Origin of the sequence: Pseudomonas solani, from assembly GCF_026072635.1 — a bacterium.
Taxonomy (GTDB): Bacteria; Pseudomonadota; Gammaproteobacteria; order Pseudomonadales; family Pseudomonadaceae; genus Metapseudomonas; species Metapseudomonas solani.
In genome coordinates, this window is record NZ_AP023081.1 from 741,220 (window position 1) to 755,330 (window position 14,111).

General features: G+C 63.5%; 14 protein-coding genes and 1 pseudogene. 4 read left to right on the forward strand and 11 right to left on the reverse strand.

Going from position 1 to position 14,111, the window contains the following annotated elements; all coding sequences use genetic code 11:
* Window positions 1-49: 49 nt before the first annotated feature.
* Window positions 50-466 (forward strand): quorum-sensing-regulated virulence factor family protein, encoded by a 417-nt coding sequence (locus PSm6_RS03530; RefSeq protein WP_021222517.1) that lies wholly within the window; start codon window positions 50-52, stop codon window positions 464-466.
* Window positions 467-477: 11 nt separating this feature from the next.
* On the opposite strand, the gene PSm6_RS03535 is transcribed toward PSm6_RS03530, so the two are convergent.
* Window positions 478-672: a hypothetical protein gene (locus PSm6_RS03535; RefSeq protein ID WP_021222516.1), complete on the reverse strand. Its 195-nt coding sequence runs from the start codon at window positions 670-672 to the stop codon at window positions 478-480.
* Between the two features lie 362 nt (window positions 673-1,034).
* Between PSm6_RS03535 and PSm6_RS03540 the strand changes: the two genes are divergently transcribed.
* Window positions 1,035-2,108, forward strand: a complete 1,074-nt coding sequence (locus PSm6_RS03540; RefSeq protein ID WP_265169548.1) for an LOG family protein — start codon at window positions 1,035-1,037, stop codon at window positions 2,106-2,108.
* Between the two features lie 77 nt (window positions 2,109-2,185).
* Here the strand turns inward: PSm6_RS03540 and recX are convergent, their stop codons facing one another.
* The 3 genes from recX to PSm6_RS03555 all read right to left on the reverse strand — a co-directional run bounded on the left by recX (window position 2,186) and on the right by PSm6_RS03555 (window position 4,307).
* Complete coding sequence (gene recX / locus PSm6_RS03545) at window positions 2,186-2,653, reverse strand: recombination regulator RecX (RefSeq protein ID WP_021222514.1); 468 nt, start codon at window positions 2,651-2,653, stop codon at window positions 2,186-2,188.
* A gap of 5 nt (window positions 2,654-2,658) precedes the next feature.
* On the reverse strand, window positions 2,659-3,708 hold the full coding sequence (recA, locus tag PSm6_RS03550) for a recombinase RecA (RefSeq protein ID WP_021222513.1): 1,050 nt from the start codon (window positions 3,706-3,708) through the stop codon (window positions 2,659-2,661).
* An 86-nt stretch (window positions 3,709-3,794) separates the two neighbouring features.
* The gene (locus PSm6_RS03555; protein WP_265169550.1) at window positions 3,795-4,307 is read right to left on the reverse strand and encodes a CinA family protein; all 513 of its coding nucleotides are present in this window, start codon (window positions 4,305-4,307) and stop codon (window positions 3,795-3,797) included.
* 129 nt (window positions 4,308-4,436) lie between these two features.
* Here PSm6_RS03555 and mutS point away from each other — a divergent pair, with 129 nt between their 5' ends.
* Together mutS and fdxA are read left to right on the forward strand one after the other, a co-directional pair.
* Window positions 4,437-7,016, forward strand: a complete 2,580-nt coding sequence (gene mutS / locus PSm6_RS03560; protein WP_043243638.1) for a DNA mismatch repair protein MutS — start codon at window positions 4,437-4,439, stop codon at window positions 7,014-7,016.
* Between the two features lie 138 nt (window positions 7,017-7,154).
* The gene (gene fdxA / locus PSm6_RS03565) at window positions 7,155-7,478 is read left to right on the forward strand and encodes a ferredoxin FdxA (protein WP_021219412.1); all 324 of its coding nucleotides are present in this window, start codon (window positions 7,155-7,157) and stop codon (window positions 7,476-7,478) included.
* A gap of 478 nt (window positions 7,479-7,956) precedes the next feature.
* On the opposite strand, the pseudogene rpoS reads toward fdxA, so the two are convergent.
* The 7 genes and pseudogenes from rpoS to fghA form a co-directional block, all read right to left on the reverse strand.
* A pseudogene (gene rpoS, locus PSm6_RS03570) lies at window positions 7,957-8,954 on the reverse strand (RNA polymerase sigma factor RpoS).
* Window positions 8,955-9,057: 103 nt separating this feature from the next.
* The gene (locus tag PSm6_RS03575; RefSeq protein WP_265169552.1) at window positions 9,058-9,918 is read right to left on the reverse strand and encodes a peptidoglycan DD-metalloendopeptidase family protein; all 861 of its coding nucleotides are present in this window, start codon (window positions 9,916-9,918) and stop codon (window positions 9,058-9,060) included.
* A 203-nt stretch (window positions 9,919-10,121) separates the two neighbouring features.
* Entirely contained in the window at window positions 10,122-10,757 is a 636-nt protein-coding gene (locus tag PSm6_RS03580; protein ID WP_169708397.1) for a protein-L-isoaspartate(D-aspartate) O-methyltransferase, read from the reverse strand.
* Between the two features lie 41 nt (window positions 10,758-10,798).
* Window positions 10,799-11,548 (reverse strand): 5'/3'-nucleotidase SurE, encoded by a 750-nt coding sequence (gene surE, locus PSm6_RS03585; RefSeq protein WP_021219415.1) that lies wholly within the window; start codon window positions 11,546-11,548, stop codon window positions 10,799-10,801.
* On the reverse strand, window positions 11,536-12,594 hold the full coding sequence (gene truD, locus PSm6_RS03590; protein WP_021219416.1) for a tRNA pseudouridine(13) synthase TruD: 1,059 nt from the start codon (window positions 12,592-12,594) through the stop codon (window positions 11,536-11,538). Before truD ends, surE begins: the two co-directional genes overlap by 13 nt.
* Complete coding sequence (gene ispF / locus PSm6_RS03595; protein WP_043243639.1) at window positions 12,591-13,064, reverse strand: 2-C-methyl-D-erythritol 2,4-cyclodiphosphate synthase; 474 nt, start codon at window positions 13,062-13,064, stop codon at window positions 12,591-12,593. Before ispF ends, truD begins: the two co-directional genes overlap by 4 nt.
* A 109-nt stretch (window positions 13,065-13,173) precedes the next feature.
* On the reverse strand, window positions 13,174-14,019 hold the full coding sequence (gene fghA, locus PSm6_RS03600) for an S-formylglutathione hydrolase (RefSeq protein ID WP_265169555.1): 846 nt from the start codon (window positions 14,017-14,019) through the stop codon (window positions 13,174-13,176).
* Window positions 14,020-14,111: the final 92 nt, after the last annotated feature.

Sequence of the window (14,111 nt, forward strand, 5' to 3'; positions counted from 1 at the left end):
ACACCTGCGCCAACCTCGGGTCAAAGGCTGCCAACCGTTGGAGATTTTCATGCCGCGCCACCTCGTACTCGCACTCGCACTCGCTTTGCCCTTCACCGCCCAGGCCGCCTCGCTGAAGGACTTCGAGCTGACCAAAATGCTGGAGAAGGTGGCGGAAGAAAGCAGTGTCGGCACGCCGCGGGCGATCAACGAAGACATCCTCGACCAGGGTTACACCGTGTCGGGAGCGGAACTGGTGAACCACCTGAGCGTGCGCGAGGCGCATGCAGCGCAAATGCGCGCCAACCCGGACTCCATGCGAGCGCAACTGGCCAACAGCGTGTGTCGCAACAATGGCTACCGCCAATTGCTGGCCCGCGGTGCCGCGCTGCGCTACGAGTTCAGCGAATACAAGACCAATCGCCCGGTGGGCAGCGAGCGCTTCATTGCCAGCGATTGCGGCCTCAAGAGCCAGCCTGCGAACTGAAACTCAGCCGCTCAATCCTTGGCGGCACGCCGCTGCTCGTCGTCGGCGCGAAGCTCCGCCAGCAGCGCCTCCATATAACGTGACCGGCGCAGGCCGCCGTCCAGCCTGCGCTGGCACTCCTCTTCCAGACTCAGACCGTTGGTGAGCGCGGCCTGCTGCAACATGCGATAAAGCTCGAGGTCGATCTCCAGACTCAGCTTGGGCATGCCTGCCCCTCCTCCGCCTATTCCTGCACGGTCCACGCAAGCCGGGCTTGCCCGGGCCTCCCTTTAACTTCGTGTGTCTACAGTGGCAGGTTAGGTGAGGCCTGGAGCGGTGCCACTGCCCTGAAGGGAGGCGCCGACAGATTCCGACAAACGCGACCGATAGCCACGACGAAACAATCCCCCTCCTATCCTCCGCGTATCGGCGGGCGCCAACTGGAAAAGATCCCGGGGCTGAAGCAAGCTGTAAATGAGCGCTCAGCGGCCCGCGTGGATGCGGCCCGGACAATCGATGACGCTCTGCGCGATGCGACGGCCTCGATGTTCGACGCACTGCGATGCAGTTGATGAGCAAGGAGAACACTATGCCGTACGAACCGGACGACTACCTGTCGAGACACTTCCAGACCAGTGGGATCGACCTCAACCAGAAGGTCGATGAACTGATCAGCCTTACGGTCCCGGGGGACAGCCGCAACCTCGCGCTGTACCGGGAAATGGTGATCACCGTGGTGCGCATGGCCCAGGCCGACCGCAACCGCTGGGACGCCAAGATCATGCTGCAGACGCTGCGCGAAATGGAGCATGCCTTCAGCGTTCTCGAACAGTTCAAGCGTCGCCGCAAGGTCACCGTATTCGGTTCGGCGCGGACGCCGGCCGAACATCCGATCTACGCCCTGGCCCGGGATCTGGGCGCGGAGTTGGCCAAGCTCGACCTGATGGTGATCACCGGCGCTGGTGGCGGCATCATGGCGGCGGCCCACGAGGGTGCGGGCCTGGAGAACAGCCTGGGGCTGAACATCACCCTGCCCTTCGAACAACACGCCAACGCCACGGTAGACGGCACGGACAACCTGCTGTCCTTCCATTTCTTCTTCGTGCGCAAGCTGTTCTTCGTCAAGGAAGCAGACGCACTGGTGCTCTGCCCGGGCGGCTTCGGCACCCTCGACGAAGCCCTCGAAGTGCTCACCCTGGTGCAGACCGGCAAGAGTCCGCTGGTGCCGATCGTCTTGCTCGATGAGCCCAACGGTAGCTACTGGAAGGACGCGCTGGATTTCCTCGACCGCCAGCTGGCGCAAAACCGCTACATCCTGCCCACCGACTTGAGGCTGATGCGCCTGGTCAGCAGTGCCGAAGAGGCCGCCGACGAGATCGCCCGCTTCTACGGCAACTACCATTCGAGCCGCTGGCTCAAGGGCAGCTTCCTGGTTCGCATGAACCATGGCTTGAACGAGGCAGCCCTGACGACCGTCCGCGAAACCTTCGGCGACCTCTGCCTGCAAGGCACCTTCGAACAGCGCCCGTATTGCGAGTCGGAAAAGGATGAGCCCGAGTTCTGCGCCCTTGTCCGCCTGGCCTTCACCTTCAATGGCCGCGACCACGGGCGCCTACGTGAACTGATCGATTTCATCAACGAACGCCAACACTGGGCCAGCTGACCTGGACATCCGACTACCTCCTCCCAAACGGCCAGCAGCCATGCGCAATCAGCGCATGGCTCAGGGCCGGCGAGAACTCAGTCGTCCAGTGAAGCGCCGCGCAACAGGCGGCCGATCATGTCCATGGGATAGCCACGGTAGGCGAGGTAACGCCCTTGCTTGGCGCGCTCTCGTGCATCGCCTGGGCGTTCTCCCCCAAACTTGCGCTGCCAGACATCACGCAGATGGCTGCCCCAATCGATGCCCGCCTCACGCAGGGCGGATTCGATAGCATCCCTGGGCAGGCCACGCTGGGCGAGATCTTCGCGGATACGCTGCGGCCCATAGCCTGCACGGGCACGGCTGGCCACGAAGCTTTCCAGGTAACGGGACTCGTCGAGCAGGCCCTCGTCCGCAAGGCGGTCAAGGGCGCTGTCGATCAACTCAGGAGGGGCGCCGCGTTGACGCAGCTTGCGCGTCAACTCGACTCGCCCGTGCTCGCGTCGTGCCAGGAGGTCCATGGCAGCCCGCCGCACCGCGGCGGGGCTGTCGAGCACGATGGGCATGGGGATTAGAAGTCGGCTTCGGTTTCAGCGACTTCCTTGGCGGAAGCGGCATCAGGCTTGACTGCATCGCGATTGAGCAGTTGCTCGCGAATCAGCTTCTCGACGGCCTTGCCCACTTCAGGATTGTCTTCCAGGTACTTGGCGGAATTGGCCTTGCCCTGGCCGATCTTGTTGCCCTGGTAGCTGTACCAGGCGCCGGATTTCTCCAGGATGCCCTGCTGTACGCCCAGATCGATGATCTCGCCGTTGCGGTAGATGCCCTTGCCGTAGAGGATCTGGAACTCGGCCTGACGGAAAGGCGGAGCGACCTTGTTCTTCACGACCTTGACGCGGGTTTCGCTACCCACCACTTCCTCGCCTTCCTTCACCGCGCCGATGCGACGGATGTCGAGGCGGACGGAGGCGTAGAACTTCAGGGCGTTACCACCGGTGGTGGTTTCCGGGCTACCGAACATCACGCCGATCTTCATACGGATCTGGTTGATGAAGATGACCAGGCAGTTGGCGTTCTTGATGTTGCCGGTGATCTTGCGCAGCGCCTGGGACATGAGGCGGGCTTGCAGACCAACGTGGGAGTCGCCCATCTCGCCTTCGATCTCGGCCTTGGGCACGAGAGCCGCGACGGAGTCGACGATGATCACGTCAACGGCATTGGAACGCACCAGCATGTCGGTGATTTCCAGGGCCTGTTCGCCGGTGTCCGGCTGGGAAACCAGCAGGTCGTCGACGTTCACGCCGAGCTTGCCGGCGTAGTCCGGATCGAGTGCGTGTTCAGCGTCGACGAAGGCGCAGGTGGCGCCCATCTTCTGGGCTTCGGCGATCACGGACAGGGTGAGGGTCGTCTTGCCCGAAGACTCCGGACCGTAGATTTCCACGATACGGCCCTTGGGCAGGCCGCCGATGCCGAGAGCGATATCCAGGCCGAGGGAGCCGGTGGAAATAGCCGGAATGGCCTGGCGATCATGATCGCCCATGCGCATGACCGCGCCCTTGCCGAACTGCTTCTCGATCTGGCCCAGGGCAGCCGACAAAGCACGCTTCTTGTTCTCGTCCATTGAAGTCCTCGCTAATCAAGAGGGCCTGACAGGCCACCAACAACTGTATAAGTAGCCAGTATTATTCCATAGGGCAAGACCCACGCCTACCCCTCGGACGCTTTTTCTCCTGCAGCTAGTCGGATAAGCCCATCCAGGGCCCTGGCGACCGTCTGCTGGCGAACGGCCTGTCGATCGCCATCGAACCGGCAACGGCACGAAGACAAGGAATCGCCATCGGCCCAGGCCAGCCAGACCGTGCCCACCGGCTTCTCCGCCGAGCCGCCATCAGGCCCTGCCACCCCACTGACCGCCACGGCGAAACGCGCACCACTGGCGAGCCGGGCCCCCTGCGCCATCGCTTCGACCACTTCGCGGCTGACTGCGCCTACGCGACCGAACAGCTCTTCGGGTACATCCAGTTGCCGGGTCTTCTGACGATTGGAATAGGTGACGTAACCGGCCTCGAACCAGGCCGAGCTGCCGGGAATGCGAGTGATCGCCTCGGCGATACCTCCCCCGGTGCAGGATTCGGCTGTGGTCACCTGGGCAGCGAGCTCACGCAACGAATCGCCCAGGCGGGCAGCGAGCTCGGTCAGCCGTGAATCGATATCGGACATGTGCACTCCGGGGTTAAAGCGGGCCAGCGGGATACCGTACACTAGCGCCTTTTGCGCGCAAGGCCGGGCATGGATTCCTCCTCCCGAACGCGCCTTGCCGCCCCACATTCAAGACAGATGCGCTGACAGATGGCCAAAGATACCCAGGACCTCTCCGACCACACCCCGATGATGCAGCAGTATTGGCGGCTGAAGAACCAGCACCCGGACCAGCTGATGTTCTATCGCATGGGTGACTTCTACGAGATCTTCTACGAAGACGCCAAGAAGGCGGCCAAGCTTCTCGACATCACCCTCACCGCCCGTGGCCAGTCCGCCGGCAAGTCGATCCCCATGGCGGGCATTCCCTTCCATTCGGTGGAAGGCTACCTCGCCAAACTGGTGAAGCTGGGCGAGTCGGTGGTCATCTGCGAGCAGATCGGCGACCCGGCCACCAGCAAGGGCCCGGTCGAACGCCAGGTGGTGCGCATCATCACTCCCGGCACCATCAGCGATGAGGCACTGCTGGATGAGCGCCGCGACAACCTGATCGGTGCGGTACTGGGCGACGAACGCCTGTTCGGCCTCGCCGTGCTCGACATCACCAGCGGCCGCTTCAGCGTGCAGGAGATCAAGGGCTGGGAAAACCTGCTGGCCGAACTCGAGCGCATGAACCCTGCCGAACTGTTGATCCCGGACGATTGGCCCCAAGGCCTACCAGCGGAGAAACGCCGTGGCGTGCGCCGTCGCGCGCCCTGGGACTTCGACCGGGATTCCGCACGCAAAAGCCTGTGCCAGCAGTTCGGCGTGCAGGACCTCAAGGGCTTCGGCTGTGAGAACCTGACCCTGGCCATCGGCGCCGCCGGCTGCCTGCTGGGCTACGCCAAGGAAACCCAGCGCACCGCCCTGCCCCACCTGCGCAGCCTGCGCCATGATCGCCTGGATGACACGGTGATCCTCGACGGTGCCAGCCGCCGCAACCTGGAGCTGGACATCAACCTCGCCGGCGGGCGCGACAACACCCTGCAATCGGTGGTCGACCGCTGCCAGACCGCCATGGGCAGCCGCCTGCTGAGCCGCTGGCTGAACCGCCCGCTGCGCGACCGCGCCGTACTGGAAGCACGCCAGGACTCCATCAGTTGCCTGCTGGAGCGCTTCCGCTTCGAAGGCCTGCAACCCCAACTGAAGGAAATCGGCGACGTCGAGCGCGTCCTCGCCCGTATCGGCCTGCGTAACGCCCGCCCTCGCGACCTGGCCCGCCTTCGCGACGCCCTGGCCGCCCTGCCGGAGCTGCAGCAGGCCATGACCGGCCTGGAAGCACCGCACCTTGGCGTCCTGGCCACCAACATCCGCACCTACCCGGAACTGGCGGAGCTGCTGGCCCGCGCCATCATCGAAACACCGCCCGCGGTGATCCGTGACGGTGGCGTGATCAAGACCGGCTACGACGCGGAACTGGACGAGCTGCAAGCCCTGAGCGAGAACGCCGGCCAATACCTGATGGATCTGGAGGCCCGCGAGAAGGCGCGCACCGGCCTGCCCAACCTCAAGGTCGGCTACAACCGCATCCACGGCTACTTCATCGAACTGCCCCGCGTGCAGGCCGAGCAGGCTCCCGCCGACTACATCCGCCGCCAGACCCTCAAGGGTGCCGAACGCTTCATCACCCCCGAGCTCAAGGCATTCGAGGACAAGGCGCTATCGGCCAAGAGTCGCGCCCTGGCCCGTGAAAAGATGCTCTACGAGGAACTGCTGGAGCAGCTGATCGAACAGCTGGCGCCGCTGCAGGACACCGCTGCCGCTCTGGCCGAGCTGGACGTGCTGAGCAACCTGGCCGAGCGCGCGCTGAACCTCGACCTGAATCGCCCCCGCTTCGTCGAAGAGCCCTGCATGCGCATCGTGCAAGGCCGCCATCCGGTGGTGGAACAGGTACTGGATACCCCCTTCGTGGCCAACGACCTGTCGCTGGACGACACCACGCGCATGCTGATCATCACCGGCCCGAACATGGGCGGTAAATCGACCTACATGCGCCAGACCGCCCTCATCGTCCTGCTGGCCCATATCGGCAGCTTCGTGCCGGCAGCCAGTTGCGAACTGTCGCCGGTGGACCGCATCTTCACCCGCATCGGCTCCAGCGACGATCTCGCCGGCGGCCGCTCCACCTTCATGGTGGAGATGAGCGAGACCGCCAACATCCTGCACAACGCCACCGACAGCAGCCTGGTGCTGATGGACGAAGTGGGCCGTGGCACCAGCACCTTCGACGGTCTGTCCCTGGCCTGGGCCGCCGCCGAGCACCTGGCGCGCCTGCGCGCCTACACGCTGTTCGCCACCCACTATTTCGAGCTGACCGTGCTGCCGGAAAGCGAGCCGGTGGTAGCCAACGTCCACCTCAATGCTACCGAGCACAACGAGCGCATCGTCTTCCTGCACCACGTGCTGCCTGGCCCTGCCAGCCAGAGCTATGGCCTGGCGGTGGCTCAGCTTGCGGGCGTTCCAGCCGACGTGATCCAGCGTGCCCGCCAGCATCTGGCGCGCCTGGAGACCACCAGCCTGCCCCACGAAGCGCCGAAAGCAGCACCTGGGCAACCCGTACCGCCGATGCAGAGCGACATGTTCGCGAGCCTCCCGCACCCGGTACTGGACGAGCTGGCGAAGCTGCAACCAGACGACCTGACCCCACGCCGCGCGTTGGAGTTGTTATATACATTGAAGGCTCGAATCTAACGCCATAGCGCACAAGCTGTTAGAATCCCGCGCGCTCTGGACGAGCTCCGACCACAAGCCTGAGCCGGAGACGCCATTCCAGAGCCGGGGAGCCCAATTAGCCAGGGTTTCCGAGCCGCCGCTGAGGAGAGAATTAGAATGACCTTCGTCGTCACCGACAACTGCATCAAATGCAAATACACTGACTGTGTGGAAGTCTGTCCGGTGGACTGCTTCTACGAAGGCCCGAACTTCCTGGTCATTCACCCGGACGAGTGCATCGACTGCGCACTGTGCGAACCCGAATGCCCGGCCCAGGCCATCTTCTCCGAGGACGAAGTTCCGGAGGATATGCAGGAGTTCATCGAGCTCAACCGTGATCTCGCTGAAGTCTGGCCGAACATCACCGAGAAGAAAGACGCCCTGGCAGACGCCGAAGAGTGGGATGGCGTCAAAGGCAAGCTCCCGCAACTGGAGCGCTGATCGACAGACAGCAAAAAGGCCCGCAATCGCGGGCCTTTGTTTTTTGCGGGCAAAAAAAGGGGCGGTTGCCCGCCCACTCTTTTGTCCCTATCCCTTTAAATCCCTTTCATCATCCTGATGAGTCACATCCCGTGACGCTCCTGGCCGAAGTCCGTATCGGCCCGCAACGTTCCGTGTTGCATGGGGCTGATGATAGCGACTCCAGGTAATCGAACAAGGGCACCTGTTGGTGAAACAGCGGCGTGCGGCGTTAGGCTTAAAAATAAAAAGCCTTTATTTTCAATAATTTAAAAATAAACCTCAGTGATCTCGCCACATTATCGACTGGCTTTTGACCCATAACACTTACACCACTTGTAAGCGAATACTTACAAGCACGTTATGCGCAAACAACGAAACGGCGGCATAACCACTTGTTCCTGATCGGCTCCCCAAAAAGAAACCCGGCCAAGGCCGGGTTTCTTCGGATCACTATCGGTTATTGGAACAAGGCATCACTCGAAAGGCCGTTCTTCTCAAGAATCTCCCGCAGGCGCTTCAAGGCTTCCACCTGGATCTGCCTCACCCGCTCCCGGGTCAGTCCGATTTCCTGGCCGACTTCCTCGAGCGTGCAGCTTTCATGGCCGCGCAAGCCAAAGCGGCGCACGACGACCTCACGCTGTTTGTCCGTCAATTCGGAAAGCCATTGATCGATGCTCTGCGACAAATCGTCATCCTGCAGCAACTCGCAGGGGTCGGTAGGACGGTCGTCGGTCAGGGTATCGAGCAGCGTCTTGTCCGAATCAGGGCCCAGGGAAACGTCCACCGAGGTAACCCGCTCGTTCAGGCCGAGCATCCGCTTCACCTCTTCAACCGGCTTCTCGAGCAGGTTGGCGATTTCTTCGGCGGAGGGCTCGTGATCGAGCTTGTGGGTCAACTCCCGCGCTGCGCGCAGATAGACGTTGAGTTCCTTGACCACATGGATCGGCAGCCGGATGGTCCGGGTCTGATTCATGATCGCGCGTTCGATGGTCTGGCGTATCCACCAGGTCGCATAGGTGGAGAAGCGGAACCCCCGCTCCGGGTCGAACTTCTCGACCGCCCTGATCAAGCCGAGGTTGCCCTCTTCGATCAGATCCAGCAGGGAGAGCCCCCGGTTGACATAGCGTCGGGCGATTTTCACCACCAGGCGCAGGTTGCTCTCGATCATGCGTTTGCGTCCGGCGGGATCACCACGCTGCGCCAGGCGCGCGAAGTGCACTTCTTCTTCCGGAGTCAGGAGGGGGAAAAGCCGATTTCGTTGAGGTAAAGCTGGGTCGCGTCTAGGGCGCGCGTGTAGTCGATGTACTTGTGCTGCTTGAGTGAGCTCGACTTGGATTTGGTGCTGGGGGGAGACTCGTGCTCCTCGCTCAATCCCTCGTCCATGACGACGCCTGGCTCCAGGAGGAGCAGCTCGTCGTCGACGTCAAACTCCGGCGCTTCTTTATTGAGTGCCATTGTTGTTGTCCCTTGCTGAGTTCGACAACAAGCTCTGACGACGCCATTTCCCTGGCTACGCCTGAGCCCGTCCATCCCACGTGGGTGACGGGCCGACGTCGGATCAACGACGAGGCAGATATTGCAGTGGATCTACAGGCTTACCTTGGCGGCGAATTTCAAAGTGAAGCTTCACCCGGTCAGTACCCGTTGAGCCCATCTCTGCAATGGTCTGTCCGACCTTGACCTGCTGTCCTTCCCGTACCAGCAGCCTGCGGTTGTGACCATAGGCGCTTACGTAGGTATCGCTGTGCTTGATGATCACCAATTCGCCGTAGCCCCGTAATCCACTCCCGGCGTAAACAACGGAACCATCCGATGCAGCCAAAACAGGCTGGCCTAATTCACCTGCTATATCAATCCCTTTATTCAAACTACCGTTTGAGGAAAAACGGCCGATCATCGCGCCGTTCGCAGGCCACGCCCAGCCAGTCGCTGAGCGGGTTACAGGCAAGGTCGGAGTCGTTGCCGGCGTGGTCGCGACAGGTGGCGGCACGGGCTTGGTGGGCTGATTCTGAGCCGGCTGGCTCGGCTGCGTAGTGGGCTGCTTTGGCGGTGGCGTAGTGACGACAGGCGCTGTCGCAACGGAACGTACCGGAGCGGAATTGGACTGCCCGTCGAAGCGGATCGTCTGCCCCGGACGGATCACATAGGGCGCGGGAATGTTGTTGCGGGCAGCCAGGGCCTTCCAGTCCCAGCCGAAACGGAAGGCAATGGAATAGAGTGTGTCGCCCCGCTGGACACGGTACTGACCCGTGGTCACCGGCTGGCGCTGCTGGGCAGCGGCACGGCCATCGCGGTCGACCACCTGCACACCGCCAGGCGGCGAGCTGGCGCACCCTGCCAGCAACAAGCCGACGGCAACGACGGACAACAGTCCTCGTGTGCTTCCCATGCTGATCCTCTGCCTAATGGCCAGGCTCATTCCTGTCCCCTTTCCCCAACGCCCAAAGGTCGTACTTATTGTGTCGAATTTATCGTTCAGGGCCAGTTACCCTTCGCTCGTTCCAGGCTGGCCGCTACATGGCCGGGCCGCAACGACGCATCATCTGTCTGCCAATCAGAAAGGCGATCGGCGCGCGGGTTCCCCGAAGGTCGGAGGATAGTGCGTCGACTCACCCGCCGTGTTCAGGCGAGCGGCCCATTGAGCAGCGGCACGAAGCGCACGGCATCCAGCACATGGCGCGAGAAGCCCTGCTCCTCGCGGATGATCAACATCAGTTGCTGAACGTCGCCCGCGCCCACCGGAATGACCAAGCGCCCACCAGGAGCCAGTTGATCCAGCAATGCCTGAGGCACCTCGGCGGCGCCGGCGGTGACGATGATGCCGTTGTAGGGCGCCAGTGCGGACCAGCCCTCCCAGCCATCACCCCAGCGGAACACCACATTGCGCAGGTTGAGCTCGACCAGGCGCTCCTTGGCGCGATCCTGCAGGCTCTGGATGCGCTCGACGGAGAACACCCGCTCCACCAGCTGCGCCAGGATGGCGGTCTGGTAGCCGGAGCCGGTACCGATCTCCAGCACCTTGTCCAACGGCCCTGCCGCCAGCAGCAGCTCGCTCATGCGGGCCACCATGTACGGCTGGGAGATGGTCTGGTTGTGCCCGATGGGCAGCGCCGTATCTTCATAGGCGCGATGCGCCAGCGCCTCGTCGACGAACAGATGACGTGGCGTGCGACGGATGGTTTCCAACACATGGGCGTTGGACAGCCCTTCCTCATAGAGGCGCTGGATCAGACGCTCGCGAGTGCGCTGGGAAGTCATGCCGATCCCCCGGCGCAGCAGATCGTCCTGCTCGCGAGCCATCAGAACAGCCTCCCCAGTGAGCCTTCGAGGCTGTCGAGGCCCTGGGTGAACGTACGGTCCAGCTGCAACGGCGTGATGGAGACGTAGCCCTGCATCACCGCATGGAAGTCGGTACCCGGGCCGCCATCCTCGGCGTCGCCGGCGACCGCGATCCAATAACCTTCCTTGCCCCGCGGGTTGACCACCTTGACCGGCGCCGCCGCACGGGCGCGATGGCCGAGGCGGGTCACCTGGATGCCGCGGATGCGATCCAGCGGCAGGTTGGGGACGTTCACGTTGAGCACGGTACGCGGCGGCAGATCGAGCTGGGCATGCCCCTCGACCAGCTTGCGAGCGAAATGCGCGGCAGTGGCGAGGTTCTCCGGCTGCCGCGAAAGCAGCGAGAAGGCGAACGCCGGCAGCCCGAGGAAGCGGCCCTCGAGAGCAGCCGCGACCGTGCCGGAATAAAGCACGTCGTCACCCAGGTTGGCACCAAGGTTGATACCGGAAACCACCATGTCCGGCGTCTGCTCCAGCAGGCCGTTGAGCCCGAGGTGCACGCAATCGGTGGGCGTACCGTTGATGCTGATGTAGCCGTTGTCGAGGCGCTGCGGGCACAGCGGCCGATCCAGGGTGAGCGAGCTGCTGGCACCGCTCTTGTCCTGGTCAGGGGCGATGACCACGCAATCGGCATAACTTTCTAGCGCAGCATGCAGGGCGGCGAGGCCGGGTGCATTCACCCCGTCGTCGTTGGAAATCAGAATACGCATGGGTTGTCCGTCTGCCCTGCCGGCACCAGATCGACAAGCTCGCGAACCACTGCGGTAGCGAAGCATCCAGCCGGCAGGACGAATTCCAGTTGCAGAACGTCAGGCTCGGGATAATGCCACGTAAGGCCGCCGATGGGGAGGCGGAGGATGCGCCGTTCGTGCGCCATGCCCGCATCCGCCAACCAGTCGCGCAAGGCGGGCTCGGCATCGGCCAGCGCCTGCTCGCGCGCGGCACTGTCGCCGCCCGCCGGGGACGGGCCTTCGCCCCACAGGGCACCGGTCGGATGCAGGTCGAGGATCACCAGGCGCGGGTCCCGGCACTCCTCCTCGCCGGCCATGAAGAAGCTGCGCTTGTCGGTAAAGGCCAGCAGGTCGCCGACTTCGGCACGGTTCCAGCTGCCGCTGGCGACACGCTCGGCGAGCACGCGGTTGAACAGGTAGCTACGCCCGGCCGACAGCAGACGTGAACGCAGGTTGCGCTGCTCCGGCAGCTCACGCCGCTCGGCAAAGGCACGGGCGTCGACGACATTGCCACCGCCATGGCCGAAGCGCTGCAGGCCGAAGTAGTTGGGCACACCGCCGGCAGCCATCGCGGTCAGCCGTGCATCCAGGGCCTCATGGTCAGCGGCCAGGCGCGTGAGGCGCAGGGTAAAACCGTTGGCCGAGTGCGCGCCGCGTTGCAGCTTGCGCTTGTGGCGGGCGCTTTTGAGGATGCGCAGGCTCGAGTTCTCGGCAGCGGAAAGATCCGGGTCGGCCTTGCCCGGCAGGTGCAGGCTGAACCACTGGCGGGTCAGTGCCTGGCGATCCTTCAGGCCGGCGTAGCTGATGGTACGCACCGGCACTCCGGCGGCACGGGCGATGCGCCGTGCGGCCTCCTCGGTGTTCAGCTCGCGCTTCTCCACCCACAGCCACAGGTGTTCGCCTTCGCCGGCGAGGGGGATGTCCAGCACTTCGTCGACCTGGAAGTCTTCGGCGATGGCCTTGAGCACGGCCTGCCCCAGGGGCTCCCCATAGGCACGCGGGCCCAGCAGTTCGAGTTCGTTCATGCCTTCAGCAACAGGGCGACTGCGTGAACCGCAATCCCCTCCTCGCGACCGGTGAAACCGAGCTTCTCGGTGGTGGTGGCCTTGACGTTGACCTGGTCCAGTTCGACGCCGAGGTCTTCGGCGATCAGCGCACGCATGGTCTCGATATGCGGGGCCATCTTCGGCGCCTGGGCGACGATAGTGGCGTCGACGTTACCGACCTTCCAGCCCTTGTTGCGCACCTGCACCAGCACATGGCGCAGCAGCGCGCGGCTGTCGGCGCCCTTGAACTGTGGGTCGGTGTCCGGGAAGTGCTTGCCGATATCACCCAGCGCCGCCGCGCCCAGCAGCGCGTCGGAGAGTGCGTGCAGCAGCACGTCGCCGTCGGAATGGGCGATGAGCCCGAACGTGTGAGGGATGCGCACGCCGCCCAGGGTGATGAAATCCCCTTCGCCAAAGCGATGCACGTCGTAACCGTGGCCAATTCGCATAGTCAGAAAAACGCCCTGAAAAGTCAGGGCGCGATTCTAACTGAAAGCGGAAGCGGGAAGCGGGAAGCCAGACCGGCTTCCAGCCCTCAGATCACTCCAAGCGGACTCATCAGCCTTTCAACGCAGCGGCGTGGTGCCGCAGGTGATCGTCGATGAAGCTGGCGATGAAGTAGTAGCTATGGTCGTAGCCCGGCTGCAGGCGCAGCGTCAGCGGATGATCGGCAGCCTTGGCGGCGGCCTGCAGCGCCTCGGGCTTGAGCTGGTTGACCAGGAAATCATCGCGGTCGCCCTGGTCCACCAGGATAGGCAGGCGCTCGCCCGCCTCGGCGATCAGGGCACAGGCATCCCATTCGCGCCAGCGCGAGCGGTCATCGCCGAGGTAGCGGGAAAACGCCTTCTCGCCCCAGGGGCACGCCATCGGGTTGACGATGGGCGCGAAGGCCGACAGCGACTGATAGCGCCCCGGGTTGCGCAGCGCGCAGACCAGCGCGCCATGGCCGCCCATGGAATGCCCACTGATGCCACGTTTATCCGAGACCGGGAAGTTGGCCTCGATCAGCGCCGGCAGCTCCTGCACCACGTAGTCATGCATCCGGTAGTTGCGCGCCCAGGGTTCCTGGGTGGCGTTGAGGTAGAAACCGGCACCGAGACCGAAGTCCCAGGCACCGTCCGGGTCACCCGGCACATCGGTACCGCGCGGGCTGGTGTCCGGGGCGACGATGATCAGCCCCAGCTCGGCGGCCAGGCGATGGGCACCGGCCTTCTGCATGAAGTTCTCGTCGCTGCAGGTCAGCCCCGACAGCCAGTACAGCACCGGCAGCTTCGTGCCCTGCTCGGCCTGGGGCGGCAGGTAGACGGCGAAGACCATGTCGCAGTTGAGCGTGGTGGAGCGGTGGCGATAACGCTTGTGCCAACCGCCAAAGCTCTTGTTGCTGGAAACGATTTCAAGGGTCATTGAACGGACTCCGTCCGAGCGGTGAGCCAGAAGCTGGAAGCTCGAAGCTCGAAGCAAAAGGCTTCGTTACCTCCAGCTTCAAGCTTCAGGCT

Bases quoted from the DNA above. Each gene is read 5' to 3' on its own strand.
- mutS (WP_043243638.1), top strand. From the start codon at position 4,437: ATGGCCAAAGATACCCAGGACCTCTCCGACCACACCCCGATGATGCAG.
- fdxA (WP_021219412.1), top strand. From the start codon at position 7,155: ATGACCTTCGTCGTCACCGACAACTGCATCAAATGCAAATACACTGAC.
- recA (WP_021222513.1), bottom strand. From the start codon at position 3,708: ATGGACGAGAACAAGAAGCGTGCTTTGTCGGCTGCCCTGGGCCAGATC.
- PSm6_RS03530 (WP_021222517.1), top strand. From the start codon at position 50: ATGCCGCGCCACCTCGTACTCGCACTCGCACTCGCTTTGCCCTTCACC.
- PSm6_RS03535 (WP_021222516.1), bottom strand. From the start codon at position 672: ATGCCCAAGCTGAGTCTGGAGATCGACCTCGAGCTTTATCGCATGTTG.
- recX (WP_021222514.1), bottom strand. From the start codon at position 2,653: ATGCCCATCGTGCTCGACAGCCCCGCCGCGGTGCGGCGGGCTGCCATG.
- PSm6_RS03575 (WP_265169552.1), bottom strand. From the start codon at position 9,918: ATGAGCCTGGCCATTAGGCAGAGGATCAGCATGGGAAGCACACGAGGA.
- PSm6_RS03555 (WP_265169550.1), bottom strand. From the start codon at position 4,307: ATGTCCGATATCGATTCACGGCTGACCGAGCTCGCTGCCCGCCTGGGC.
- PSm6_RS03580 (WP_169708397.1), bottom strand. From the start codon at position 10,757: ATGACTTCCCAGCGCACTCGCGAGCGTCTGATCCAGCGCCTCTATGAG.
- ispF (WP_043243639.1), bottom strand. From the start codon at position 13,064: ATGCGAATTGGCCACGGTTACGACGTGCATCGCTTTGGCGAAGGGGAT.
- truD (WP_021219416.1), bottom strand. From the start codon at position 12,594: ATGAACGAACTCGAACTGCTGGGCCCGCGTGCCTATGGGGAGCCCCTG.
- fghA (WP_265169555.1), bottom strand. From the start codon at position 14,019: ATGACCCTTGAAATCGTTTCCAGCAACAAGAGCTTTGGCGGTTGGCAC.
- PSm6_RS03540 (WP_265169548.1), top strand. From the start codon at position 1,035: ATGCCGTACGAACCGGACGACTACCTGTCGAGACACTTCCAGACCAGT.
- surE (WP_021219415.1), bottom strand. From the start codon at position 11,548: ATGCGTATTCTGATTTCCAACGACGACGGGGTGAATGCACCCGGCCTC.